Consider the following 23,171-nt stretch of genomic DNA (forward strand, 5'->3'; position numbering starts at 1 on the left):
CGGTTTGCCGGCGCCTCCTCCCCTTTAGCAGCGGAGCAGTTCCCATGCGTTGGATCAACACGAGGCCGAGCCGGGGCGCGCAGCTTGCCTTGATGCTGCTGCCCTTCGTACTGCTGGCCCTTGCCTATGCCTTCGGCTCGGCCGCGCGACTGGCGGAAAACGCCAATGACAAGCTTTTGCCGAGCCTTGCCGGCTTTGCCGATGCGATCAACCGTCTGGCCTTCGTCGCCGACCAGCGCACCGGCGAATTTCTGCTATGGTCGGACACCGGAGCGAGCCTGATCCGGCTGCTCTCAGGCCTCGGCATCTCGACGGCGATCGCGCTCCTGATCGGCATGCTGATCGGCATGCTGCCCTATCTCAGAGCACTGCTCGCGCCATTCATCGCCGTCATTTCCATGGTGCCGCCGCTCGCGCTCCTGCCGATCCTGTTCATCATCCTGGGGCTCGGCGAAACGTCGAAGATCGCCCTCATCGTCATCGGTGTCGCGCCAACGATGATCCGCGATCTGGCGCTGAAGGCGCTGGAATTGCCTCGCGAGCAGATCGTCAAAGCCGAGACGCTCGGCGCCTCCTCGTGGCAGATCGGCCTGCGTGTCGTGCTGCCGCAGGTCCTGCCGCGGCTGATCACCTGCCTCAGACTGCAGCTTGGTCCGGCCTGGCTCTTCCTGATTGCAGCCGAAGCGATCTCCTCGGATTCCGGCCTCGGTTACCGCATCTTCCTCGTCCGCCGCTATCTCTCGATGGATATCATCTTCCCGTATGTCGTCTGGATCACCCTGCTTGCCGTTGTCATGAACGCGCTGCTCGATCGCCTGCGCATCGCCGTCTTCCCTTGGTCGGAACTGGAGAAGCAGGCATGAGCGAACTGAAGGTCGAAAGAGTCTGGAAGGAATACGGCGACCAGATCGTGCTCGAGGACGTGTCCCTGACCGTCGCCTCGCGCGCCTTCGTCGCCCTTGTCGGCCCCTCCGGCTGCGGCAAGAGCACCTTCCTGCGCATGCTGCTTGGCCAGGAGCAGCCGACGAAGGGGAAAATCCTGCTCGACGGCGAGCCTCTACCACCGGAACCGGGACCGGATCGTGGCGTCGTCTTCCAGCGCTATTCCGTATTTCCGCATCTGACCGTGCTCGGCAATGTGCTGCTCGGCAAGGAATTTTCCGCCGCGCGATACAAGGCCAAGCTCTTCGGCACCACACGCCGCAACGCCATCGAGGAAGCACGCCAGCTGATCGCCGATGTCGGCCTCGCCGGCTCCGAAGGCAAATATCCAGCCCAGCTTTCCGGCGGCATGCAGCAGCGCCTTGCGCTTGCCCAGGCGCTCATCATGAAGCCGAAAGTGCTGCTGCTCGACGAGCCCTTTGGCGCACTCGATCCCGGCATCCGTGCTGAAATCCACACGCTGATGAAGCGACTCTGGCACGAGACGCAGATGACCGTGGTCATGGTTACCCACGATATGCGCGAAGCCTTCACGCTTGCGAGCCGTGTCGTCGCCTTCGAGCGGCGCCGCGACCGGCCGGAGGAGAAGGAGCGCTACGGCGCGACCATCACCAAGGATATCTCCATCTGGCCGCCGCGCCTTGCCGGCCAGTCGCCAGTCTTCAGCCCCGACCGGGACGGCCCGGTCGCTTCCCTGGGGCACCGCCGGGACGACCTGGCACCGTCAGGAGAGATGCAATGATGCATGTGAGACGCTCGCCCATGGAAATCGCCGCAAATCGCGCGCGCTATGAGGAGCATCAGAAGAAGGGGCTGGAATTCGCCCCCAAGGCCCTGCCCGACCCGAGCCCGCTGCCGGCGCCGGCCATCGATGCTGCCGCCGTTATCCACCAGGAGACCGTCCCGGGCGGCTGGTACTGGTCGACGAAGCTGCTGCGTGGGGAGGCGATCCGCATCGATCAGGCTGAAGGCAATTCCACAGTGGCGCTCGTCGCCTGGAATGCCGCCGACACCAGCGAGCGGATCAATCTCGTCGATACCGCCAAAGTCCAGTGGACGACGGCGCTCGGCAAGGGGCGCGTGATCTTCTCCGACATGGGCCGCGTCATGTTTTCGATGATCGAGGACAGTTCTGGCGCCCACGACTGCCTGATGGGCGGCTCGAGCGCTGCCTCGAACACGGCGAAATATCCGGGCGAAAAGACACGCAACACCCGCGACAACCTGATCCTCGCCGCTGTCAAGCTTGGCCTCGAGCGCCGCGACATACCCGGCATCCTCAATCTCTTCGCCCCCGTGCGCCTCGCCGAAGCGGGCGGCTTCGGCTGGCAAGGCAAGCGCTCCAACAGCGGCGATTATGTCGAGCTGCGCGCGGAAATGGACATGCTGGTCGGCTTTTCCAATTGCCCGCATCCGCTTGATCCCGACCCGACCTACCAGCCCAAGCCGGTCGTCATCACCCGCTACAAGGCCGCGATCCCGGCTGCGGATGATCTTTGCCGCACGGCAACTGCCGAAGCCGTTCGCGGTTTCGAAAACAACGTCCTGATGCAGGCCTGAGGAGAAGACGATGTCAGATTTCATCCAGACCTCGGCTGCCCGCAGCGTGGAAAGTGCCGCGCAGGATCACTTCATTGCGGCGGAAGCCCCATGGTCCGGCATCGTGCGTAAGGGGCAGACCATCCGTATCGAGGATAGCTACGGCCAGCAGGCGATCGACACGCTCTTTTACCGTGCCGATGATTTTTCCGAGCGCTATTCCAACCAGGATACGATGCGCATGCAGGGCGCCGCTTATATCGGCATCGGCACCAAGATCATGTCGAATGAAGGCAATGTCATGCTGACCATGACGGCAGACAGCTGCGGGCGTCACGACACTTCGGCCGGCGCCTGCTCCTGCGAGAGCAACACAGTGCGCTTCGGCCATGGCACGAAATATCTGCATGCCTGCCGCGACAACTTCGTCCTCGAAGTCAGCAAGCATGGCATGGGCAAGCGCGATATCGTGCCGAACATCAATTTCTTCATGAACGTGCCGATCAGGCCGAATGGTGAGATGACGATCGTCGACGGTATTTCCGCGCCGGGCGACTATGTCGAACTCGTCGCCGAGATGGACGTGCTCTGCGTCATCTCCAACTGCCCGCAGATCAACAACCCCTGTAACGGCTTCGACCCGACGCCGATCCGAGTGCTGATCTGGAATGGCGAGGACTGATCATGTTCAAAAAAGTCCTGATCGCCAACCGGGGCGAAATCGCCATCCGGGTCATCAAGACCCTGAGGCGGATGGGCATTGCCTCGGTCGCCGTCTATTCCGATGCCGACCGTTTCGCCAAGCCCGCGATGATGGCCGATGAAGCCGTCCGCCTCGGGCCGGCACCGGCCAGCGAAAGCTATCTCAATGTCGATGCCGTCATCGCTGCCTGCAAGGCGACGGGGGCGGAGGCGGTGCATCCCGGCTATGGCTTCCTGTCGGAAAATATCGGCTTTGCCGAGCGCCTTGCCGCCGAAGGCATCGCCTTCATCGGTCCCCGACCCGAGCACCTCTTTGCCTTCGGCCTCAAGCATACGGCCCGCGAGCTCGCCAAGGCGAGCGGCGTGCCGCTCCTGCCTGGCACCGGCCTGCTTACAAGCGCCGATGAAGCGCTCTCGGCGGCAAAGATGATCCGATATCCCGTCATGCTGAAAAGCACAGCCGGCGGCGGCGGCATCGGCATGCGGCTCTGCGCCGATCCTGAGAGCCTGAAGGCCTCCTTCGAAAGCGTGCAGCGCACCGCGCGGGCAAGCTTTGGCGATGCGCGCGTCTATATCGAGCGTTTCGTGGCAGAGGCACGGCATGTCGAAGTACAGATCTTCGGCAATGGCAAAGGCAAGGTGATCGCACTCGGCGAGCGCGACTGCTCGCTGCAGCGACGAAACCAGAAGGTAGTCGAGGAGACCCCTGCCCCCGGCCTTTCGGCCGTAACCCGCGCCCGTCTGCACAAGGCAGCCATCGACCTCGGCGCTGCGGTTTCCTACGAGTCCGCAGGCACGGTTGAATTCATCTATGATCCACTGCGTGAGGACTTCTATTTCCTTGAAGTCAATACCCGCCTGCAGGTCGAGCATCCCGTAACGGAGACCGTCTTCGGCATCGACCTTGTCGAATGGATGATCCGCCAGGCTGCAGGCGAGGACGTGCTCTCGGGCGCCGAGGCTCTGCAGCCGAAAGGGGCAGCGATCGAAGTGCGCGTCTATGCCGAGATGCCGCATGCCGATTTCCGCCCGAGTGCCGGCCTGCTAACGCAGGTCGCCTTTCCTGAAGATGCGCGCATCGACGGCTGGATCGAGACTGGGACGGAAGTGACGCCCTTCTACGATCCGATGCTCGCCAAGGTGATCGTCTCCGCCGAGGATCGTCCGGCGGCAATCGAAAAGCTGAAGACGGCACTTGCCAGCACGGCGATATCGGGCATCGAGACCAATCTGGACTATCTTCGCGCCATTGCCGGCTCCGAGCTTCTCGCGAGCGGCAGGGTGGCGACGACGGCGCTGCGCGACTTTTCCTTCGTACCTGACGTCGTCGAGGTGATCGCGCCGGGCGCACAGTCGAGCATTCAGGAATTGCCGGGCCGGCTTGGCCTCTGGCATGTCGGCGTGCCGCCGAGCGGCCCGATGGACGAGCGCTCGTTCCGCCATGCCAATCGCCTCGTCGGCAACGGTGACACGGTCACGGCGCTGGAACTGACGGTCTCAGGTCCCGTACTGAAATTCCATGCAGATACGCTGGTCGCGCTTGCCGGCGCCAAGATGGCGATGAGCGTCGACGGCGTAAAGGTGTCCCATGACGAAGCCGTGACCATCCGCGCCGGTCAGATCCTCTCGATCGGTAGCATCGATGGGCCGGGGCAGCGGGCCTACCTCGCCGTGGCTGGTGGTTTTGCCGCCCCCGTCGTGCTCGGCTCGCGCGCCACCTTCGGCCTTGGCCAGTTCGGCGGCAACGCGACCGGCACGCTGAAAACCGGCCATGTGCTGCATCTTGCCCGTCAGGCCTCCGTCGAACCGCCGAAGTCGGCAACCGAGCCGGCGGAATTGACGCGCGAATGGGATGTCGGCGTTCTCTACGGTCCGCACGGCGCTCCTGATTTCTTTCAGCACGGCGATATCGAGACCTTGTTCTCGACGAGCTATGAGGTGCATTTCAACAGCGCCCGCACCGGCGTGCGCCTGATCGGTCCCGCGCCGAAATGGGCGCGCAGCGATGGCGGCGAGGCCGGTCTTCACCCCTCCAACCTGCACGACAATGCCTATGCGATCGGCGCGATCGATTTCACCGGTGACATGCCGATTATCCTCGGGCCTGACGGGCCGAGCCTTGGCGGCTTCGTCTGCCCAGCGGTGATCGCCCGTGACGAACAATGGAAGATGGGTCAGTTTAAGCCGGGCGATCGCATCCGCTTCCATCCCGTCGCGCGACCTGAAGATCCGATTGCCGGTCCAGCGGTGCATCGCGCGAAGGAAGAAGCAGGCTCGCCGATCGTCGGCCACCGCGACGACGGGCCTGTCTCGGTCGTTTACCGCCGCCAGGGCGATGACAATCTGCTGGTCGAATACGGGCCGATGACGCTCGATATCGCCCTGCGGCTCAGGGTGCATCTCTTAATGCAGGCCGTATCGCAGGCGCGTGTGCCGGGGATCATTGATCTCACGCCCGGCATCCGTTCGCTACAGATCCACTATGACGGTACGGCGCTGACCCGCAAACGCCTCCTCGGCCTGCTGGCCGAGATCGAGGCGAGCCTGCCGGCAGCGCAGGACGTCAAAGTGCCGAGCCGCATCGTGCATCTGCCACTCTCCTGGAATGATCCGGATGCCGAACTTGCCATGCGCAAGTATCAGGAGCTCGTCCGGCCGAATGCGCCCTGGTGCCCCTCCAACATCGAGTTTATCCGCCGCATCAACGGACTGGCGGACGAACAGGCGGTGCGCGACGTCGTCTTCGATGCCAGCTATCTCGTGCTCGGCCTCGGCGACGTCTATCTCGGCGCGCCGGTCGCCACACCGGTCGATCCACGCCACAGGCTGGTAACGACGAAGTACAATCCAGCCCGCACCTGGACGCCGGAAAATGCCGTCGGTATCGGCGGGGCCTATATGTGCATCTATGGCATGGAAGGCCCCGGCGGCTACCAGCTCTTCGGCCGCACTATCCAGGTGTGGAACACCTGGCGGCAGACGCCGGTTTTCGCGAAGGACAAGCCGTGGTTGCTCGATTTCTTCGATCAGATCCGCTTCTTCCCGGTCAGCCACCAGGAATTGGCGGAAGCCCGCAGCGCCTTCCCGCATGGCGGTTATCCCGTCAGGATCGAGGAGGCGGAGTTCTCCTATGCCGCCTATGAGAGGCAATTGCAGGCGAATGCCGTCTCGATCGGGACCTTCAAGGCAAGCCAGCAGGCGGCTTTCGATGCGGAGCGCCAGAGCTGGAAGGAGGCGGGCCTCGACAGCTTCGTCATGGACGAAGGAACCGGCGAAAGCCTGGATGGGGATATTCCCGAAGGCTGCTTTGGCGTTGCCAGCGCGGTGCCTGGCAATATCTGGAAACTGCTGGTCGAGCCGGGCGCACCGGTCGCGGCCGGCGACACGCTTGCCATCCTCGAATCCATGAAGATGGAAATTAACGTTACCGCACATGCGCCGGGCCGCGTCCGCGACCTGCGCGCCGGGCCCGGACGAAACGTCAAAGCGGGCGATGTCATTGTTGTTTTGGAGGAGTGCTGACCCATGCTGCCGACCATTCTTGATCTGACAAGCCTTCGCGCAGCCTATGAGGCAGGTCAAAGCCCGCTCGACGTTATCGATACCGTCATTGCCCGTCGGGCAGCCTCGAAGGATCCGGCAATCTTCATCACGCCGACGCCTGATGACACATTGCGGGCCGAGGCACGCGCTCTGATGGAACGTGTGCCTGAGCCGAACAGCCTGCCGCTCTGGGGCATTCCCTTCGCTGTGAAGGACAATATCGACGTGGCGGGTCTGCCGACCACGGCCGCCTGCCCTGCCTTCGCCTATCAGCCTGAAAACGACGCAACAGTCGTTGCAAGGCTGCGGGCGGCAGGCGCGATCGTGATCGGCAAGACCAATCTTGACCAGTTCGCGACCGGCCTGAACGGTACACGCTCGCCGCATGGCGCACCGCGCTCGGTCTTCGACAAGGATTATGTGTCGGGGGGCTCGAGCTCCGGCTCGGCGGTTGCCGTCGCTTCGGGCCTGGCGAGCTTCGCACTCGGCACTGACACGGCTGGCTCCGGCCGCGTGCCGGCAGCCTTCAACAATCTCATCGGAATCAAGCCGACACCGGGACTGGTGCCGAATGTCGGCGTGGTGCCTGCCTGCCGCAGCGTCGATGTCGTCACCGTCTTTGCCGCAACCGTCGGCGACGGCGTCGCGATCCGCAAGGTGATGGAGGGTTATGACGCCGCCGATCCGTTCTCGCGCAAGGCGGTTCCCACCAACCTGCCCACCTCCGGTTTGCGCATCGGCGTGCTCGACGGAGCCGAACGGGAATTCTTCGGCAACAGGCACGTCGAGGCTCTCTATGATGCGGCAATCGAAAGGGCGCGCGCCCTCGGCGCCACCATCGTTCCCTTCGACTACGCGCCGTTCCGGGAGGCCGCCGAACTGCTCTACAACGGTCCTTGGGTCGCCGAACGGCTGGCTGCGGTGAAGGATTTTCTTGTCACCAACGCTGGTGACTTCGACCCGACGGTTCGCACAATCATCGAGGGCGCGAAAGCCTATGACGCGGTCGCTGCTTTCGGTGGCAGATACAAGCTCGAAGCACTGCGCCAAAAGACCGGAAAGGAGTGGGAGAAGGCTGATATCCTGATGTTGCCGACCTCGCCGACCACCTATACGGTTGAAGAAATGATGGCGGATCCGATCGTCAAGAACGGTCATTTCGGTCGGTACACCAACTTCGTCAATCTGCTCGACTGTGCGGCGATCGCCGTTCCGGCCGGCTTCGACGCCGACGGCCATCTGCCGGCCGGCGTGACACTGGTCGGGCCCGCCTTTACCGACGACGCCCTCGCACCCTTCGCCGACGCTATGCATCGCATCTTGAACGCGGGGATGGGCAAGGATCGCCTGGCGCTAATCCCCGAGGCAAGCCGCGTGCCGCAGGCCGATGACGGCTTGGTGCCGATCGTCGTCGTCGGGGCGCATCTCACCGGTATGCCCCTCAACCACGAACTGACCCGGCCAGGCGGCAAGCGCGTCAAATCCTGTCGTACTGCGCCGGACTACCGCCTGTTCGTTCTGCCCGATACCGCACCGCCGAAGCCGGGCCTAATCCGCGAACCGGGCTTTGCCGGCAAAGGGCTCGAAGTTGAGGTTTGGAAAGTCACGCCGGAGGCTTTCGGGCGTTTTGTGCAGAACATCCCGGCCCCGCTCGGCATCGGCAAGGTAACTCTCGATGACGGTTCCCAAACTTCCGGTTTTCTCTGCGAAGCTCATGCCCTCGAAGCTGCGCGCGAGATAACCGAATTCGGAGGCTGGCGCGCCTACATCGCAAATCAAAGGATGGGGAAATGAAAAACAGCGTGAAGCATCGTCTCAAAAAGCTCCTGTTAGCCCTGCTGGCGGCGCTTGAGGCCCGAAGTGCCTTTCGACGGTTCGGTCGCGGAATATGGTAATCGATTGCCGGTGCGGCCTTGATCGCCAGCTTGCTTTTCCTCGAGAAGCCTCGCAGGCATTCACCGCCCTGCCCTCTTCGCCGCCGCCCTGCCGGTCGGAATGACTATTTTCCATCCGTGCTTCCCGATTGTTTTGTGGCTGCCTTTAGCACTCCTTCGTGCAAATCCGCCTCATCGGCAAGAATGGCGCCGGCCTCATCCAGCAAAACGTCTTTTGCCTTCTTGCGGGCATTTTCAATGGCTATATCAGCACTTAGGCTGCGCTCGTTTGCCTGCAGACCATCATCACCGGTATCTTCGCCATCGCTTGCTTGCGCTCGAGACTTGAGACGATTTTCTCGAGCAGTCAATTCGCTACGACGTTCGGCTTCATTGAGAGAGACAATCCCTTTCTCACGCTGCGCCTTCAGATCAGCAATGTCTTGTAACAGGCGTTGGAAGTCCGGATCGCTCTCAACCCGGGCATCATGGCGACTTTGCAGTGTCGGCAGCAAGGTCGTTACAGTGTCGTCGGGCGCATAGGTCGCAGGCTTGATCTGCGCCCACGGCAAGGCATTGTCATAGCTGGTCTCGCCAAAACGTGTCGGATCCGAAAGTCCGGGCAAGCTAATATCAGGCGTCACACCGCGCAGCTGCGTCGTACCGCCATTGATCCGGAAAAACTGGGCAATCGTCACTTTCAGTTCACCGAATTCGGGCTTGTTGTTATGAACCATCTGGTCAAGATTAACGACAGTTTGAACTGTCCCCTTGCCGAAACTGGGTTCGCCGACAATCACGCCTCGACCGTAATCCTGGATTGCCGCAGCAAAAATCTCTGAAGCTGAGGCCGACCCGCGATTGATCAGGACACCAACGGGACCAGTCCAGACAGGGGCTGGAAGATCAGCGCTTCTTACCGTGACCTTACCGTCGCTGCCGCGTTGCTGGACGACCGGGCCATGGCCGATGAACAGGCCGGTCAAATCGATCGCCTCGTCCAATGAACCGCCGCCATTGTTGCGCAGGTCAATGAGAACACTGTCGACCTTTTCTTGTTTCAGCTCGCCGAGAAGCTTGGCGACATCGCGGCTTGCGCTTCTGTAGTCCTTGTCTCCTTTGTGCCGGGCTTCGAAATCCTCATAGAACGCTGGCAGAGTAATCACCCCGATTTTACGTGTCGCATCGCCCACTTTCACCGGCAGCACGGCCTTGCTGGCCGCCTGTTTTTCGAGGCTGATTTTATCGCGCACCAGGCTGACAACACGATGGGTGCCATCGGCTCCGGCATCGGCCGGCAGGATGTCCAAGCGCACGACAGAGCCTTTTTTCCCTCGTATCAATTGCACGACTTCATCAAGGCGCGTGCCCACCACTTCTTTGATCGCCCCATCCTTGCCCTGCCCAACGCCGGTAATGCGGTCTCCGACCGAGAGCTTCCCGGACAACTGCGCCGGCCCGCCAGGCACGAGCTCACGGATCGTCGTGTAGTCGTCGCGTTCCTGCAGAACCGCACCGATACCAAAGAGCGAAAGTTTCATCGCGATATTGAAATCGGCCGAAGCGTTCGCGCCAAAATAGTCCGTGTGCGGGTCGATCGAGTTTGAATAGGCATCCATGAACGACTGGAAAACGTCGTCGCTTTTGTACTTGTAAACGCGCTCGAGGGCGTTCGCGTAGCGTTTGTCGAGCGTTTCGCGAATAGCCGTGTCGGTTTTGCCACCCAGTTTCAACCGCAACCAATCGCTTTTGACGCGCTTGCGCCACAGTTCATTGCTCGCCGCTTCCGACTGCGGCCAAGGAGCCTTGTCGCGCAGCACGGAATAAGTTTCCTGCGCCGCGAAATCGAAGTCCTCCTTAAGCAAGTTGCGCGCGTAGTTCATGCGGTCGACAACGCGCTGTTCATACACGTTGAAGATCGCAAACGGGATCTTCAAGTCCTCCCTATCAATGCCATCGTCGATCTCGCTGCGCTCCGCCATGAACCTGTCAATGTCCGCCTGCAGGAAGAGCACGCGGTCGGGATCGAGTGATTTAATGAACCGATCCATGATCCTCGCCGACAAAGCGTCGTCGAGTGGAACAGGCTTGTAGCCGAAACGCGTGAGAAATTGTGCACTCAATTGAGCGGCTTGTGCCTGTTGCTTTAGCGGCGCCAAAACAGGCGGTGATGCGACTTCGGCATTTGCGGACTGTACGAGTGCAACAAATGCACCAAGGAAGACGTATGATATGCGCATTCAGCGTTGATCCAATTCTTAATGCCGAGTGTCGATGTGCTTTTAGGTGAAGCAATTGTGGTTTTTTGGCAACCGGGTGGATCATACGCGCCAATTCGTATGGCCGAAAAATCCGTTCAAACGACAGACAGGGGGCACCCAAAGAAGCTGCCACCCCAGCTGATCGACCGCCTGCGACGCCCGTCGGCGCCGGCATAAAGCGAGGTCTTTTCAGCGACCGAGCGGCAAGCTCTCGTTCACAAGTGCGGTGCGGGTTATCCACTCGGCGGTAAGTCGAAGGAGTGTAACCGGCCCCATTTAAGGCACGCAATGGAAACGACCCAAGAGAATAGCTATCTTGTCGCGGGCTGAACCAGACTTGACCGCGTACCATGCCTGACGCCTTACTGAACGATACCTCAGCTGATCTGCTGGCTTGGGAGGGCACCCATTGACCTTGAGACACCAAATCATTGCGCTGGCGATCATTCCGCTCGTGATTGCCATCCTGGCAATCACGGCATTCATCACCTGGCAATCGGCGCACCTTACCCGGGACAATATTGCGACATTCGAGCAGAATATGCTGAAGGCCAAGGAGACGGAGATTCTCAATCTCACCAACCTCGCGCTATCTGCAATCCAGGCGACCTATGGTGGTGCCGGTGCGGACGACCAGGGCGCCAAAGACAAGGTGGCGGCGATCCTGAACTCGCTCGACTACGGCAAGGACGGATATTTCTTCGTCTACGACTATGACGGAAACAACATCGTTCATCCGCGCCAAGGCTTCCGGCATGGGCAAAACTGGCTCAACCTGACCGATCCGGATGGCGACAAGGTGATCGCGGAACTGATCGCCACGGCCAAATCGGGCGGCGGCCTGCACCAATACAAATGGCAGAAACCGTCGAGCGGCCAGATGGCAGACAAGCTGTCCTTCGTCGTCAGCCTCGACAAGTGGCACTGGGTCGTGGGAACCGGCGTTTATCTCGATGACGTCTATGCCCAAACGGCTGCCGCGAATGCAAGCATGCGCGCCAACATCAAGCGGACCTTCGTGATTGTGGCGCTGATCGCCGTCCCCGCTGTGCTGGTCGTCTTCACCACCTGCATGCTGGTGACCTTCCACGAGCGACGCATGGCGGACGGCAAACTCAAGGAACTAACGCAGCGGGTGATTAACACACAGGAGGAAGAGCGCGCCCGACTTGCCCGCGAGTTGCATGACGGCATTTCGCAAAATCTCGTCGGCGTGCGCTATACGATGGATCTCGCGGGACGTAAGGTCAGGACAGATGTCGATGGCGCCGCACAGATTATCAATCGTGGCATCGAGGCCTTGAATGGCGCGATCAAGGAAATCAGGCGGCTGTCGCACGATCTCCGGCCACGCGTGCTCGATGATCTCGGCCTGACGGCCGCGATCGAGGCACTGTGCTGCAATTTCGTCGAGCGGACCGGTATTCAAACCGATATCGAAGCTTCGGGCTTCATCGACATGCTAAAGCCGGAAGCCAGCACCGCACTTTATCGCGTCGCACAAGAGGCCTTCAACAATGTCGAACGGCATTCCGCCGCAACACGGCTTTCCGTCAAGCTCTGGAGCGAGAAAGGCCGCGCCCGCATGATGATTTCCGACAACGGTTCGGGCTTCGGCAGCGGCGGAGACGGGGCCCCCAACCGATCCGGTCTCGGCCTGCGCAATATGCAGGAAAGGATGGCGCATTTCCGCGGCCTGTTGCTGATCAATAGTGATGCAAGCGGCACAGTGTTGACCGCGATGCTGCCAAAATCGGCCAATCGTCCCGCCAACCAGCAGGCCGAAGCCGCATGACCAAAGGCGACAAAATCAAGGTCCTGTTGATCGACAACCATCCGCTCGTGCTGGATGGGCTGAAGGCCGTCCTTGAGACATTCGACCACATCGAAGTCGTAGGAACAGCCGGCCTCGCCGAGACCGGCCTCGAACTCGCCTGCCAGGTCCGGCCGCATGTTTTGCTGATGGACATCAACATGCCGAAGCTCAGCGGCATCGACGCGATCGAGCTTTTCAAGAAACAGATCCCGGAAACGCGGATCGTGATGCTCTCCATGCATGACAGCCGCGAATACATATCCTCCTCGGTGATACGCGGCGCCGCAGGCTATATTCTCAAGGACGTATCGACCGACGAGATCATTTCGGCCGTCGAGACCGTTGCGGATGGCGGAAAATATTTCTCGTCCGGCGTCTTTGACGTACTGATGGAAGGGGAGGCCAGTAATGGCGCCGATCCCCTCACGCCGCGCGAGCGTGATATCCTCAGCCTGCTCCTTGCCGGAAAGGCCAACAAGGAGATCGCCGAGGCACTCGGGATAACGCAGGCCACCGCCGAAACGCATCGCAAGAATCTCAAGAAGAAGCTCGGTATCGCGACAACGGCCGGCTTGATCCGTTATGCGCTCGATCACGGGATCCAGACCAAAACGACCTGAACTCAGTCTACCCACTTATGGGTAGTCCCGGGCATTTCACCCCTTCCCTCCTCTTGTCGCATGCAAAGCTTCGCCATAGGACTTGGGCACGGCTCGCCAAGCGCAGCCGTTGGGAGGACTTTCAAATGCACAACGCTCTCTTCCGCCTTCGCGGAAAACCCGTCGCGAGAAGGCGGTTCGGGCTCACTCTGTCCAGCGACTGACAAACCACATTAACCACCGACACCTGCAACTTGGCGCCGATCGCACGGCGCCCGAGAGGTATCCGTCATGGAAAAACCAAAGAACAGGGCAGCCTGCTGGCTGCTCGTCATTCCGTATATCGGGCTGCTCTGGCCACCTTTCTACAATATCCGCGAACCGGCTCTCTTCGGTTTCCCCTTTTTCTACTGGTATCAGCTTGCCTGGGTGCCGGTTACCGCTTTCCTGACCTGGATCGCTTACCGGAGCATGCGCGATGACGACTGAAATCAACACCACCGCACTTGCCGTCTTCATCTTCTTCTTCGTGCTCGTCACGGTCATGGGTTTCGTTGCATCCCGCTGGCGTAAACCCAAAACGCTTGCCCATATCGAGGAGTGGGGTCTCGGCGGCCGCAGCTTCGGCACCTGGATCACCTGGTTTCTGGTCGGCGGCGACTTCTATACCGCCTACACAGTCATTGCCGTCCCGGCGCTGGTCTACACCGTCGGCGCTTACGGCTTCTTTGCGCTGCCCTACACCATCGTCGTCTATCCCTTTGTCTTCATGGTCATGCCTGTGCTGTGGAAACGGGCGAGGGATTTCGGCTACGTCACCGCAGGTGATGTGGTTCACGGCCAATATGGTTCGCGCGGCCTGGAGCTTGCGGTTGCCGCAACCGGCGTGATTGCGACAATGCCCTACATTGCGTTGCAGCTCGTTGGCATGACCGCTGCGCTCAAGGCGCTCGGTCTCCACGGTGAAGTACCGCTGGCGATCGCCTTCATCGTACTGGCACTCTATACCTATTCGGCGGGCCTGCGGGCGCCGGCGCTGATCGCCTTCGTCAAGGACATCATGATCTACATCGTGGTGATCGCCGCCGTGGCGCTTATCCCCTCGAAGCTCGGCGGCTATGCCAATGTCTTTGCGGCCGCCGATGCGGCGTTCCAGGCAAAGGGCTCCGGCAGCCTGCTCCTGCAACCCAACCAGTATGTCGCCTACGCGACGTTGGCGCTCGGTTCGGCGCTTGCGGCCTTCATGTACCCGCATACGTTGACCGGCATCTTTGCCTCCAACAGCGGCAACACGATCCGCAAGAACGCTGTGCTATTGCCGGCCTATACATTGCTGCTCGGCCTTCTGGCCCTGCTCGGCTACATGGGTCACGCCGCGGGCTTGAAGCTCGAAAGCGCCAACGATGTCGTTCCGGCGCTCTTCCAGACGCTGTTCCCGAGCTGGTTTGCGGGCTTTGCCTTTGCGGCGATTGCCATCGGCGCGCTGGTGCCGGCGGCAGTGATGAGCATTGGCGCGTCCAACCTCTTCACCCGCAATTTCTGGAAGGCCTACGTCAACCCGGCGGTGACGGATGCTGGTGAGGCCAAGGTCGCGAAGGTGACGTCGCTCGTCGTCAAGGTCGGCGCGCTTCTCGTCATCGTCTTCCTGCCGACGCAGTTTGCACTCGACCTTCAGCTTCTTGGCGGTATCTGGATCCTCCAGACGTTTCCGGCGCTGGTTTTCGGTCTCTACACCAACTGGTTCCGCGCGCCGGCACTGCTCGCCGGCTGGTTCGTCGGCTTCATCGGCGGCACCTACCTCGTCTGGGATGCAGGCTGGAAACCGCTGCACATGATCAGCCTCGGTGGCGAACCGTTCACCATCTACACCGGACTGCTTGCCCTTGCCGCAAACATTCTCGTCGCGGTGGCGGCCAATGCCATCGTTCCAGCAAGAACTCCGGCACGTGCATAAGCTGTCAAGAGCGAGGGGCCTCGACCCCTCGCTCTTGACGCTGCTGATGACAATAGTATCAGCGCCCGGCGTCGCCATTTATGGTCGTTTCGAAATCTAACCCCTCACGGCATCTGAAGTCGTCGTTGCGGGCCGATATCGGCACCGTGACACTCTGGCGGGCCGATCAGCCCTGATGAAAGAACGCACGAGCCGTGCAGACGGTGGCAGAATCGACCTGAAACAGGCTCCTATCCGGCAAATTTGCGCGCCGCAGCCACGCAGGCAATGACAGCGGCGGTTGCAGCAAGCATCGTCCAGGTCACCGTTTCATGCAGCAGCGTGGCTGCCAGGGTCAGACCGAGGAAGGGCTGCAGCAACTGTAGCTGTCCGACGCTGGCAATCCCGCCCTGGGCAAGGCCGCGATACCAGAAGACAAAACCGATCAACATGCTAAAGAGCGAGACGTAGGCCAGGCCTGCGAGCGCTGGCGCATCGATGTTCGAGAAGCTTGCCGGCATGAACCAGATCGACGAAAGGATCATCAGCGGGAGCGACAAGACGAGCGCCCAGGATATGACCTGCCATCCCCCCAGCGTTCGCGAAAGTTTGGCGCCTTCGGCATAGCCGAGCCCACAGACGATGATCGCCGCCATCATCAGCGCGTCTCCGACAGGCGCGGCCGTCAGCCCCTGCGACAAGGCAAAACCGCAGACCAATGCACTTCCCGTCACGGCAAAGAGCCAGAAGACCGGCTTCGGGCGTTCTCCGCCACGGATGACGCCAAAGACAGCCGTCGCAAGGGGCAACAGCCCGACGAAGACCACCGAGTGCGCCGACGTAACGTGCTGCAGCGCAAGCGCGGTCAAGAGCGGGAAGCCCACCACCACGCCCGCGGCGACCACCATCAGCGACAAGATATCGCGTCTTGCCGGTCGCTTTTCTTTGAAAAACAGCAGAAGAAGAAGCGCCAGCGCGCCAGCGATCCCCGCCCGCGCGACGGTCAAAAACACCGGATCAAACTGCATCACCGCCAAACGCGTGGCGGGCAGCGAGCCGCTGAAGATCACGACGCCGATCATGCCATTAAGCCATCCAGATGCTGTGCGGTCCATTTTCACTGCCTTTCTCTGCTGCCGTCCTTATCGGACAGAAGTCATGGTCATACCAGCAACGGTCTGGTACAGTTTGAGAAAACTGTTATGCTTGAGGTAGCAGTACGGATGGACACAAACACCGAACACAACATCACCAGAGTGGCGATGGTCATGGCGGCAATCCGGCAGCGGATTGCCAGCCGCAATTTGACGCCAGGCGCGAAACTGCCATCGGTTCGGGCAATGGCCGCAGCAGCAGGCGTGTCCACGTCGACGGTCGTCGATGCCTATGAGCGCCTGGTCGCCGAAGGTGTGATCCTGTCTCGACCGGGCTCCGGTTTTTACGTCGCAAACCAGGTCGCTCCATTTTCGCTTGCCGACGTTGGCCCGAAACTGGATCGCGCAGTCGATCCCTTCTGGGTATCCCGTCAGTCGCTCGAGGCTGAGGAAAGTGATTTAAAGCCAGGCTGCGGCTGGCTGCCGCCATCCTGGCTTGCGGAAGACGGCATTCGACGGGCGTTGCGAACACTTTCGCGCGCCGACAATTCCGCGCTTGCCGACTACGGCTCGCCGCTTGGATTGCCGCCGCTGCGCCAGCATATCGCGCGGCGCATGGCGGAGCGAGGCGTGGAGGCCTCGCCGGATCAGATCATGCTGACGGAATCCGGCACGCAGGCGATCGATCTCCTCTGCCGCTTCCTCCTCGAACCGGACTCTGTCGTGCTGGTCGACGATCCCTGCTATTTCAATTTCCAGGCACTGCTGCGGGCGCATCGTGCCAGGATCGTCAGTGTTCCCTATACACCGTCAGGCCCTGACATAGACCTGTTCACCCGGGTCGTTGCAGAGCACCGGCCGCGCCTCTACATCACCAACTCGGCCATCCACAATCCGACCGGTGCCACGCTTTCTCCTGTCGTCGCCCACCGGGTCTTGAAGATCGCCGACCAGTTCGACGTTACGATCGTCGAAGACGATATCTTTGCCGATTTCGAGCACACGCTGGCGCCGCGTCTTGCAGCCTTTGACGGCCTGGACAGGGTCATCCATATCGGAAGCTTTTCAAAAACCCTGTCGGCCGCCGCCCGCTGCGGCTTTATCGCCGCCAAGCGGGACTGGGTCGATGGGCTGATCGACCTCAAGATCGCGACCTCGTTCGGCGGCGGGCGGCTTTCGGCTGAGCTTGTCTACAAGGTGCTCAGCGATGGCGGCCACCGCAAACATATCGAGGCGCTGCGCAGCCGGCTTTCGAAGGCGATGTTCGAGACGTCTGCCAGGCTAAAGAACCTTGGAATAAGGCCCTGGCTGGAACCGTCGGCAGGCATGTTCCTTTGGTGCCGATTGCCGGGAGACACCAGCGCCACCGATATCGCGCGCGCAGCACTGGAAAGGAAAATTGTGCTCGCGCCCGGGAATGCGTTCAGCCTTTCCCAGACGGCCGCGAATTTCATGCGCTTCAATGTGTCCCAGATGCTGGATCCGCGGGTCTTCGATGTGCTGCGCGAGATCCTGAAGCACTAAATGGTTGGGAATTGGGGCGCTGTTCTCTTGGCCTCAGCGATCGAACATGTCCTGCCATTGCCGCTCGCCGATCATGCAGTCGGTTGCCGGTTGATCCGTAATTTTGCCAACCGTGGGCCGAGGGGAAAGCCCGCTGACCTCAAGGACCAGCTTTCGGCGCACTGCCACAGCGAAGTCCTCGATCTTGTAGACCGGCAGGACAAATGATCCTGGGCCGCCGATTACGCAATCGGCATAATACTTGTCGAGCCCACCCGGTGCGCCAGAGGGGCGCAACATCAGCGTCAGCCCATTGATGATGATGCCGGCCTCCACCGCCTTGTCACGCGTTGGTGCGACCGGATTGCCGGAATTGTTTGTACCGTCGCCCGAGACATCGATCACCTGGCGAATGCCTGAATAGGGACTGGAGACGATCATTGCAGCGCCCTGGGCAATCGCGGTGGAGATTGACGTGCGGCGCTGGGTGATGATCGGTCGCTGTTCAAGCTTGTTGGCAAAGGCAATCGCATCCTGCTCCGTCTCAATCAGATGCCAGTCGATGACGGAATCCGGCACGACATAGCCGGCCCATTCAAAGTAGCTGATCGCAATGCGCCCAGTGAGCCCGCCGGTCACCGCCTCAATGAATTCCCTGTGCTTGAGCGCCTCGACGTAGCCCTCGCGCTGAATGCGGACCTCTTCCTGATCCATGGACCGGGAGGTGTCGACAGCGAGGACCAATTTCACATCCACGTCGCTCGCCCCAAGTTGCGCAGCAACCGGGGTTGCTCCGGAGAGGGTCAAGAGCATCGCAATCGTTGCCAACATCGGCGTTCCAGTCCCGCCTCATTCAAGGAGTGAAAAATGTAGCACAGCTTGGTAGGCAGGCGACGTCGCCTTGCACGCTACAGGTCAACTTTCAGTGATGGACATGGCGCGATATCGGCGTGGCGGAGCCAAGCCAATGCGACAGCCGCGAGCTGGACTTGATTTGAGTTGCGCGCAATCTCATCTGAATAGGACTGTTTCAATCTGTCGAACCGACAGCCTCTCGCCTCTGCAGCCGCTGCCGTTTCCCAACACGACGCTTGCGCGTCGGAAGGGTCTTTTCATGGGATTCCTAGATCGTGACATCCAGTCGTCCGAGGACGCCGGCCTGCTGGATGCCTATTCTCATTCCGTCTCGAACGCCGTCGACCTCGTTGGACCCGCCGTCAGCCGCATCGAACGCGTCGGTGGTCGCGCCGGGCATGGTTCCGGATTTGCGATTTCGCCGGATGGTCTTGTTGTTACGAACAACCACGTCGTCGACGATGCCAGGACCGTTCGTATCAAAACGCCTGATGGCACGGTGATCCAAGGCAAGGTGCTGGGCCGCGACCCGGACAGCGACCTCGCGCTTATTCGTGCGAATGACTGGTCGGGCGCCTGGGCCAAGCTTGGAGACTCCAAGACCCTGAAGCGCGGCCATATCGCAATCGCAATCGGTAATCCTCTCGGCTTCGAGTGGACGGTGACGGCCGGCATCGTATCGGCACTCGGCCGATCGATGCGCGCGGCCAGCGGACGCCTGATGGATGATATCATCCAGACCGACGCTGCGCTCAATCCCGGGAATTCCGGTGGTCCGCTCGTCTCGTCGGCAGGTGAAGTCATCGGCGTCAACACGGCCGTGATTCAGGGCGCCCAAAGCATCGCTTTCTCTGTCGCATCCAACACAGCCAAACATGTTGTGTCAGAACTTCTGCGCTTCGGTCATGTGAGGCGCGCCTATATCGGCATTGCAGCCGATACAGTGGAACTGCATCGTCGTGTGGCCCTGGAAGCCGGGCTTGCTCAGACAACAGCTGTGCGCCTGCGCCGGGTGGAAGCCGAAAGCCCGGCAGCGCGAGCTGGACTTCGGGAAGGAGACTATCTGCTGGCGATCGACGGCCATCCCACTTCCGGCATTGATGACGTGGTCAGGCTTATGGACGGGGACAAGATCGATGTGGATGTCGAGGTCTTGATCTTTTCGATTGCCGGTCGGATCGAACGCCACACGGTTCGCCCGACACATCGACCGAAACTGGCGTAGCCGACAACCCATGACCTCGGCGGAGAGAGGTCTCTGAGCCGCGGATCGTTTTCGCGAGACAGGTCGAGTTGGTGACACCGCGGATGTTGCCGATTTCCTGCGCTATGCAGACGGCGCATGTCCAAGACCGCGGTCACCGCTGAGATCGTTGCCATCAATGCCAGATCGCGGGTCGAAACCGAACGGCGTTCCCAATGACGAGCAAGCGTTGGGCGTAAGGACTATCACCTTTCAGCCTTAAGCTTCTGCTTTCCTGTATTGGCCGCCATGCCGAAGGAGAGCGCCGCTACCACGATCTCGGCAACCGCCAATGTCGCAATGACGGCAGGACGTTTGTCCTTGATTGCGGTGCCACCGATCGGGCAGACGAGGCGATCGAAAAGCTCTGGCCTTCCGACTTCGCGCGAGAGCCAATTCTTGAAGGTCGCACGCTTGGTCTTCGAGCCGATCATCCCGACATAGGCAGCATCCTCCCGGCACAGTGCTTCGGTGGCAATCAAAAAGTCGAGCGCGTGGTCGTGGGTGAGGATGACGAACGCGCTTCCTGCCGGTGCATTGCGCACGATCATCTCGGGCATTGCGGTCAGGCACGTTTCGATGCCCGAAGCGCGCGACGCGGCAAGCTCGTCTTCGCGGGTATCGACCAGCACCGTGCGCAACGGCGCCAGCGACAGGGCCTCGGCCAGTGCGTCACCGACATGACCCGCGCCAAAGACGTAGACATGCGGACGCCGGGCAATTTCGGCGTCTGCCCGCGCAACCAGTTCAGCGGCCAGGTCGCGCGTTACCGCGGTGAAGGAAAGTCCGACCCGACCGCCGCAGCACTGACCGATCTCCGGTCCGAGGGCAATGCTCATCGCTGCGGCCGGTTGGGACTGGCGCAGCGCCCGTCGCGCCTGGTCGATCGCCATATACTCCAGTTGCCCGCCGCCGATGGTTGAATAGGAGCGGCTTATGGAAACCAGCATCCAGGCGTCGGTATCGCGCGGCGTCGAGCCGACTGCTCCCGTCACTTCGACGAGGATGCAATCGCGCTCTTCGCGCAGAAAGTCCCGCAGATCGTCGCGAGCGGCAGGCATTCCGGTCAACCTTTCCTTTCAACAGCACGCATGCGTTCGATGGCCATCAACACACGCTCCGGCGTGGCGGGCGCATTGACGCAGGGAGGAACATGATAGTCCGCAACACTCGCCGCCGCCATCGAGATTGCAGAGCAATGCGCCCGAGACGGCTCGGCTTGCCGCATCAGCCAGCTGCGGATTTCCCGTGACGGCAAGGAAGACGAAGATCGGGCCAACCAAGCGCCTGTTGCCAGGTGAAGCCGAGAGAGCTGCAACGCCAGTGAAAGCAAAGAAAGCGTTGAGACCCATTCCGGCACCATGTCGATCGGCCAGTTCGCGACAAAGGCCATGATACCGGAGCCGAGCGCTGCCGCAATACAGGTCACGACGAAGATGGCGCGCGGTGGTCGACAGGATGTCGGGGTTCACGAAATTGATGTACGACATCGTGAGGCCGGTAAGGTTCGTGCGAAACGCAATTTGCTGACCGCCTGGTCGACATCCGAACAACGACGCAACGGCGGCTGGCGGCTTGCCAAGATCTTGGATCGCGCTTCCGCCGCTCATCTCTGCTTATCAAACGCTGCTCAGCAGAAGGCTCGTCTCGCTGTTGGCGACGCCATCGATCATGCGCACCTCGCGCAGTACGCGGTCGAAATCCGCAAGGCTCGCCGCCCGGATATTGGCGACGAGATCCCAATTGCCATTGGTCGTGTGCAACGCGGAAATCTCGGTGAGACCGCGCAGCTTGCGAATGACCTGCGTCGTCGACTTGCCGACGACCTCGATCATCATCACCGCATGCACCGCGCTCAGATCATAGTCTTCTCTCACCCGCACGGTAAATCCGAGCAGTGTCCCCGTTTCGATCAGGCGGTCCAGCCTGTTCTGCACGGTACCGCGGGCAACGCCGAGCGCATCCGCAAGCTTGGTCAACGAGGCGCGTCCGTCGCCACGAAGGTGGGCGATGATACGCCGATCCAGATCATCGGGCGAATATTTCGCGACATCCATGTTTCCCACTCCAGGCTGACAAATTTATGCAAACTGACTGATCAGTTTGTACAATCGACTGCCGGAACTAGCACAGTTTTGCGCTTTCGGCCAACACTTGGGAACGCTAACCTCTCTCTATCAGCTCAGCGCCAGAGGAATTCGTGATGATGTCACCCCTTCCATCGGAAAAAGCCTTCGTACCCTTCGTCAGCGTCGAGAACATGATGCGGCTCGTCCACCATATCGGGCTGGAAGCCTTGCTGTCCGAGCTCACCGACGTCATCGAGGCGGATTTCCGCCGCTGGGAGCTCTTCGACAAGACACCGCGGGTCGCCTCCCATTCCCGCGAGGGCGTGATCGAGCTGATGCCGACCTCGGATGGCGAGATCTATAGCTTCAAATATGTGAACGGCCATCCGAAAAACATGGCGCAGGGCCTGCAGACCGTCACCGCCTTTGGCCTCCTGGCGGAAGTCTCGACCGGCTATCCGGTGCTGCTGACTGAAATGACGCTGCTGACAGCGCTTCGCACCGCCGCCACCTCGGCCATGGCGGCACGGCATCTGGCACCAAAGGGTGCGCGCACCATGGCGATGATCGGCAACGGCGCGCAGGCAGAATTTCAAGCGCTTGCCATGAAGGCCGTCTGCGGCATCGATCACATCAGGCTCTACGATATCGATCCGCAGGCGACGGCAAAGATGGTGCGCAACCTTTCGGGCGCCGGATTGACGGTCACCGCCTGCACCTCGTCGCAAGCCGCAATCGAAGGCGCCGACATCATCACCACCTGCACCGCCGACAAGCAATATGCGACGATCCTCACCGACAACATGATCGGCGCCGGCGTCCACATCAACGCTATCGGCGGCGACTGCCCCGGCAAGACCGAGTTGCATCGCGATATCCTGCTGCGCGCCGACACTTTCGTCGAATACCCGCCGCAGTCGCGCGTCGAAGGCGAGATCCAGCAGATGGAAGCGGACTACCCCGTTACGGAATTGTGGAAGGTCATCACCGGCCAGGCGCAAGGGCGACGCGATATCAGCCAGATCACCCTGTTCGACAGCGTGGGTTTCGCGATCGAGGATTTTTCCGCGCTCCGCTACGTCCGCGAGAGGCTCAGGGGCACAGGGCTCTACCAGAACCTCGACATCATCGCCGACCCCGATGATCCGCGTGATCTCTTCGGCATGCTGCAGCGGGCAAGGCAGGCATAGGAGCAAAA

Annotated in this window: 18 protein-coding genes and 1 pseudogene; 13 read left to right on the forward strand and 6 right to left on the reverse strand. The window is 61.0% G+C overall.

Annotation, left to right across the window (positions count from 1 at the left end; genetic code table 11):
• Positions 1 to 44: 44 nt before the first annotated feature.
• Genes K9B32_RS08245 through atzF form a run of 6 tightly spaced genes read left to right on the forward strand, consistent with a single transcriptional unit; the run spans position 45 to position 8,520 of the window.
• Positions 45 to 863, forward strand: coding sequence for an ABC transporter permease (locus K9B32_RS08245; protein ID WP_224561459.1), 819 nt, complete (start codon positions 45 to 47; stop codon positions 861 to 863).
• On the forward strand, positions 860 to 1,684 hold the full coding sequence (locus K9B32_RS08250) for an ABC transporter ATP-binding protein (RefSeq protein ID WP_224561460.1): 825 nt from the start codon (positions 860 to 862) through the stop codon (positions 1,682 to 1,684). Before K9B32_RS08245 ends, K9B32_RS08250 begins: the two co-directional genes overlap by 4 nt.
• A complete protein-coding gene (locus K9B32_RS08255) occupies positions 1,681 to 2,502 on the forward strand; it encodes an urea amidolyase associated protein UAAP1 (protein WP_224561461.1) in 822 nt (273 codons plus the stop codon). The genes K9B32_RS08250 and K9B32_RS08255 overlap by 4 nt, the downstream gene beginning before the upstream one ends.
• Positions 2,503 to 2,512: 10 nt before the next feature.
• Positions 2,513 to 3,163, forward strand: coding sequence for an urea amidolyase associated protein UAAP2 (locus tag K9B32_RS08260; RefSeq protein WP_224561462.1), 651 nt, complete (start codon positions 2,513 to 2,515; stop codon positions 3,161 to 3,163).
• Between the two features lie 2 nt (positions 3,164 to 3,165).
• Positions 3,166 to 6,705: an urea carboxylase gene (gene uca / locus K9B32_RS08265; RefSeq protein WP_224561463.1), complete on the forward strand. Its 3,540-nt coding sequence runs from the start codon at positions 3,166 to 3,168 to the stop codon at positions 6,703 to 6,705.
• Between the two features lie 3 nt (positions 6,706 to 6,708).
• Positions 6,709 to 8,520: an allophanate hydrolase gene (gene atzF / locus K9B32_RS08270; protein WP_224561464.1), complete on the forward strand. Its 1,812-nt coding sequence runs from the start codon at positions 6,709 to 6,711 to the stop codon at positions 8,518 to 8,520.
• 205 nt (positions 8,521 to 8,725) lie between these two features.
• On the opposite strand, the gene K9B32_RS08275 is transcribed toward atzF, so the two are convergent.
• Positions 8,726 to 10,840: a carboxy terminal-processing peptidase gene (locus tag K9B32_RS08275; RefSeq protein ID WP_224561465.1), complete on the reverse strand. Its 2,115-nt coding sequence runs from the start codon at positions 10,838 to 10,840 to the stop codon at positions 8,726 to 8,728.
• Positions 10,841 to 11,270: 430 nt separating this feature from the next.
• On the opposite strand from K9B32_RS08275, the gene K9B32_RS08280 reads away from it, so the two are divergent.
• The 4 genes from K9B32_RS08280 (at position 11,271) to mctP (ending at position 15,230) form a co-directional block, all read left to right on the forward strand.
• Positions 11,271 to 12,656, forward strand: coding sequence for a cache domain-containing protein (locus tag K9B32_RS08280; protein WP_224561466.1), 1,386 nt, complete (start codon positions 11,271 to 11,273; stop codon positions 12,654 to 12,656).
• Entirely contained in the window at positions 12,653 to 13,297 is a 645-nt protein-coding gene (locus K9B32_RS08285; protein WP_224561467.1) for a response regulator, read from the forward strand. The genes K9B32_RS08280 and K9B32_RS08285 overlap by 4 nt, the downstream gene beginning before the upstream one ends.
• A 270-nt stretch (positions 13,298 to 13,567) precedes the next feature.
• Complete coding sequence (locus K9B32_RS08290) at positions 13,568 to 13,765, forward strand: DUF3311 domain-containing protein (protein WP_007800082.1); 198 nt, start codon at positions 13,568 to 13,570, stop codon at positions 13,763 to 13,765.
• Positions 13,755 to 15,230, forward strand: a complete 1,476-nt coding sequence (gene mctP / locus K9B32_RS08295; protein ID WP_224561468.1) for a monocarboxylate uptake permease MctP — start codon at positions 13,755 to 13,757, stop codon at positions 15,228 to 15,230. Before K9B32_RS08290 ends, mctP begins: the two co-directional genes overlap by 11 nt.
• 230 nt (positions 15,231 to 15,460) lie before the next feature.
• Here mctP and K9B32_RS08300 read toward each other — a convergent pair whose 3' ends face one another.
• Positions 15,461 to 16,324 carry a DMT family transporter gene (locus K9B32_RS08300; protein WP_224561469.1) on the reverse strand — a complete coding sequence of 288 codons (864 nt, stop codon included), beginning with the start codon at positions 16,322 to 16,324 and terminating at the stop codon, positions 15,461 to 15,463.
• An 87-nt stretch (positions 16,325 to 16,411) separates the two neighbouring features.
• Here K9B32_RS08300 and K9B32_RS08305 point away from each other — a divergent pair, with 87 nt between their 5' ends.
• A complete protein-coding gene (locus K9B32_RS08305; RefSeq protein WP_224561470.1) occupies positions 16,412 to 17,827 on the forward strand; it encodes a PLP-dependent aminotransferase family protein in 1,416 nt (471 codons plus the stop codon).
• Positions 17,828 to 17,860: 33 nt separating this feature from the next.
• Here K9B32_RS08305 and K9B32_RS08310 read toward each other — a convergent pair whose 3' ends face one another.
• Positions 17,861 to 18,637 (reverse strand): DUF1194 domain-containing protein, encoded by a 777-nt coding sequence (locus K9B32_RS08310; RefSeq protein WP_224561471.1) that lies wholly within the window; start codon positions 18,635 to 18,637, stop codon positions 17,861 to 17,863.
• Between the two features lie 283 nt (positions 18,638 to 18,920).
• Here K9B32_RS08310 and K9B32_RS08315 point away from each other — a divergent pair, with 283 nt between their 5' ends.
• A complete protein-coding gene (locus K9B32_RS08315; RefSeq protein WP_224561472.1) occupies positions 18,921 to 19,886 on the forward strand; it encodes a S1C family serine protease in 966 nt (321 codons plus the stop codon).
• 224 nt (positions 19,887 to 20,110) lie between these two features.
• On the opposite strand, the gene xdhC is transcribed toward K9B32_RS08315, so the two are convergent.
• From xdhC to K9B32_RS08330, 3 genes and pseudogenes are all read right to left on the reverse strand, one after another.
• On the reverse strand, positions 20,111 to 20,965 hold the full coding sequence (xdhC, locus tag K9B32_RS08320) for a xanthine dehydrogenase accessory protein XdhC (protein ID WP_224561473.1): 855 nt from the start codon (positions 20,963 to 20,965) through the stop codon (positions 20,111 to 20,113).
• Positions 20,966 to 21,182: 217 nt separating this feature from the next.
• A pseudogene (locus tag K9B32_RS08325) lies at positions 21,183 to 21,406 on the reverse strand (NCS2 family permease); the annotation flags it as partial.
• A 117-nt stretch (positions 21,407 to 21,523) separates the two neighbouring features.
• A complete protein-coding gene (locus K9B32_RS08330) occupies positions 21,524 to 21,961 on the reverse strand; it encodes an Lrp/AsnC family transcriptional regulator (RefSeq protein ID WP_007787781.1) in 438 nt (145 codons plus the stop codon).
• Positions 21,962 to 22,107: 146 nt separating this feature from the next.
• On the opposite strand from K9B32_RS08330, the gene K9B32_RS08335 reads away from it, so the two are divergent.
• Positions 22,108 to 23,163: an ornithine cyclodeaminase gene (locus tag K9B32_RS08335; RefSeq protein ID WP_224561474.1), complete on the forward strand. Its 1,056-nt coding sequence runs from the start codon at positions 22,108 to 22,110 to the stop codon at positions 23,161 to 23,163.
• The last annotated feature ends 8 nt before the right edge of the window (positions 23,164 to 23,171 follow it).

Source organism: Rhizobium sp. 3T7, assembly GCF_020166565.1.
In the GTDB taxonomy this organism is placed as follows: domain Bacteria; phylum Pseudomonadota; class Alphaproteobacteria; order Rhizobiales; family Rhizobiaceae; genus Rhizobium.

Bases quoted from the DNA above. Each gene is read 5' to 3' on its own strand.
- K9B32_RS08245 (WP_224561459.1), top strand. From the start codon at position 45: ATGCGTTGGATCAACACGAGGCCGAGCCGGGGCGCGCAGCTTGCCTTG.
- K9B32_RS08250 (WP_224561460.1), top strand. From the start codon at position 860: ATGAGCGAACTGAAGGTCGAAAGAGTCTGGAAGGAATACGGCGACCAG.
- K9B32_RS08255 (WP_224561461.1), top strand. From the start codon at position 1,681: ATGATGCATGTGAGACGCTCGCCCATGGAAATCGCCGCAAATCGCGCG.
- K9B32_RS08260 (WP_224561462.1), top strand. From the start codon at position 2,513: ATGTCAGATTTCATCCAGACCTCGGCTGCCCGCAGCGTGGAAAGTGCC.
- uca (WP_224561463.1), top strand. From the start codon at position 3,166: ATGTTCAAAAAAGTCCTGATCGCCAACCGGGGCGAAATCGCCATCCGG.
- atzF (WP_224561464.1), top strand. From the start codon at position 6,709: ATGCTGCCGACCATTCTTGATCTGACAAGCCTTCGCGCAGCCTATGAG.
- K9B32_RS08275 (WP_224561465.1), bottom strand. From the start codon at position 10,840: ATGCGCATATCATACGTCTTCCTTGGTGCATTTGTTGCACTCGTACAG.
- K9B32_RS08285 (WP_224561467.1), top strand. From the start codon at position 12,653: ATGACCAAAGGCGACAAAATCAAGGTCCTGTTGATCGACAACCATCCG.
- K9B32_RS08290 (WP_007800082.1), top strand. From the start codon at position 13,568: ATGGAAAAACCAAAGAACAGGGCAGCCTGCTGGCTGCTCGTCATTCCG.
- mctP (WP_224561468.1), top strand. From the start codon at position 13,755: ATGACGACTGAAATCAACACCACCGCACTTGCCGTCTTCATCTTCTTC.
- K9B32_RS08300 (WP_224561469.1), bottom strand. From the start codon at position 16,324: ATGGACCGCACAGCATCTGGATGGCTTAATGGCATGATCGGCGTCGTG.
- K9B32_RS08305 (WP_224561470.1), top strand. From the start codon at position 16,412: ATGCTTGAGGTAGCAGTACGGATGGACACAAACACCGAACACAACATC.
- K9B32_RS08310 (WP_224561471.1), bottom strand. From the start codon at position 18,637: ATGTTGGCAACGATTGCGATGCTCTTGACCCTCTCCGGAGCAACCCCG.
- K9B32_RS08315 (WP_224561472.1), top strand. From the start codon at position 18,921: ATGGGATTCCTAGATCGTGACATCCAGTCGTCCGAGGACGCCGGCCTG.
- xdhC (WP_224561473.1), bottom strand. From the start codon at position 20,965: ATGCCTGCCGCTCGCGACGATCTGCGGGACTTTCTGCGCGAAGAGCGC.
- K9B32_RS08330 (WP_007787781.1), bottom strand. From the start codon at position 21,961: ATGGATGTCGCGAAATATTCGCCCGATGATCTGGATCGGCGTATCATC.
- K9B32_RS08335 (WP_224561474.1), top strand. From the start codon at position 22,108: ATGATGTCACCCCTTCCATCGGAAAAAGCCTTCGTACCCTTCGTCAGC.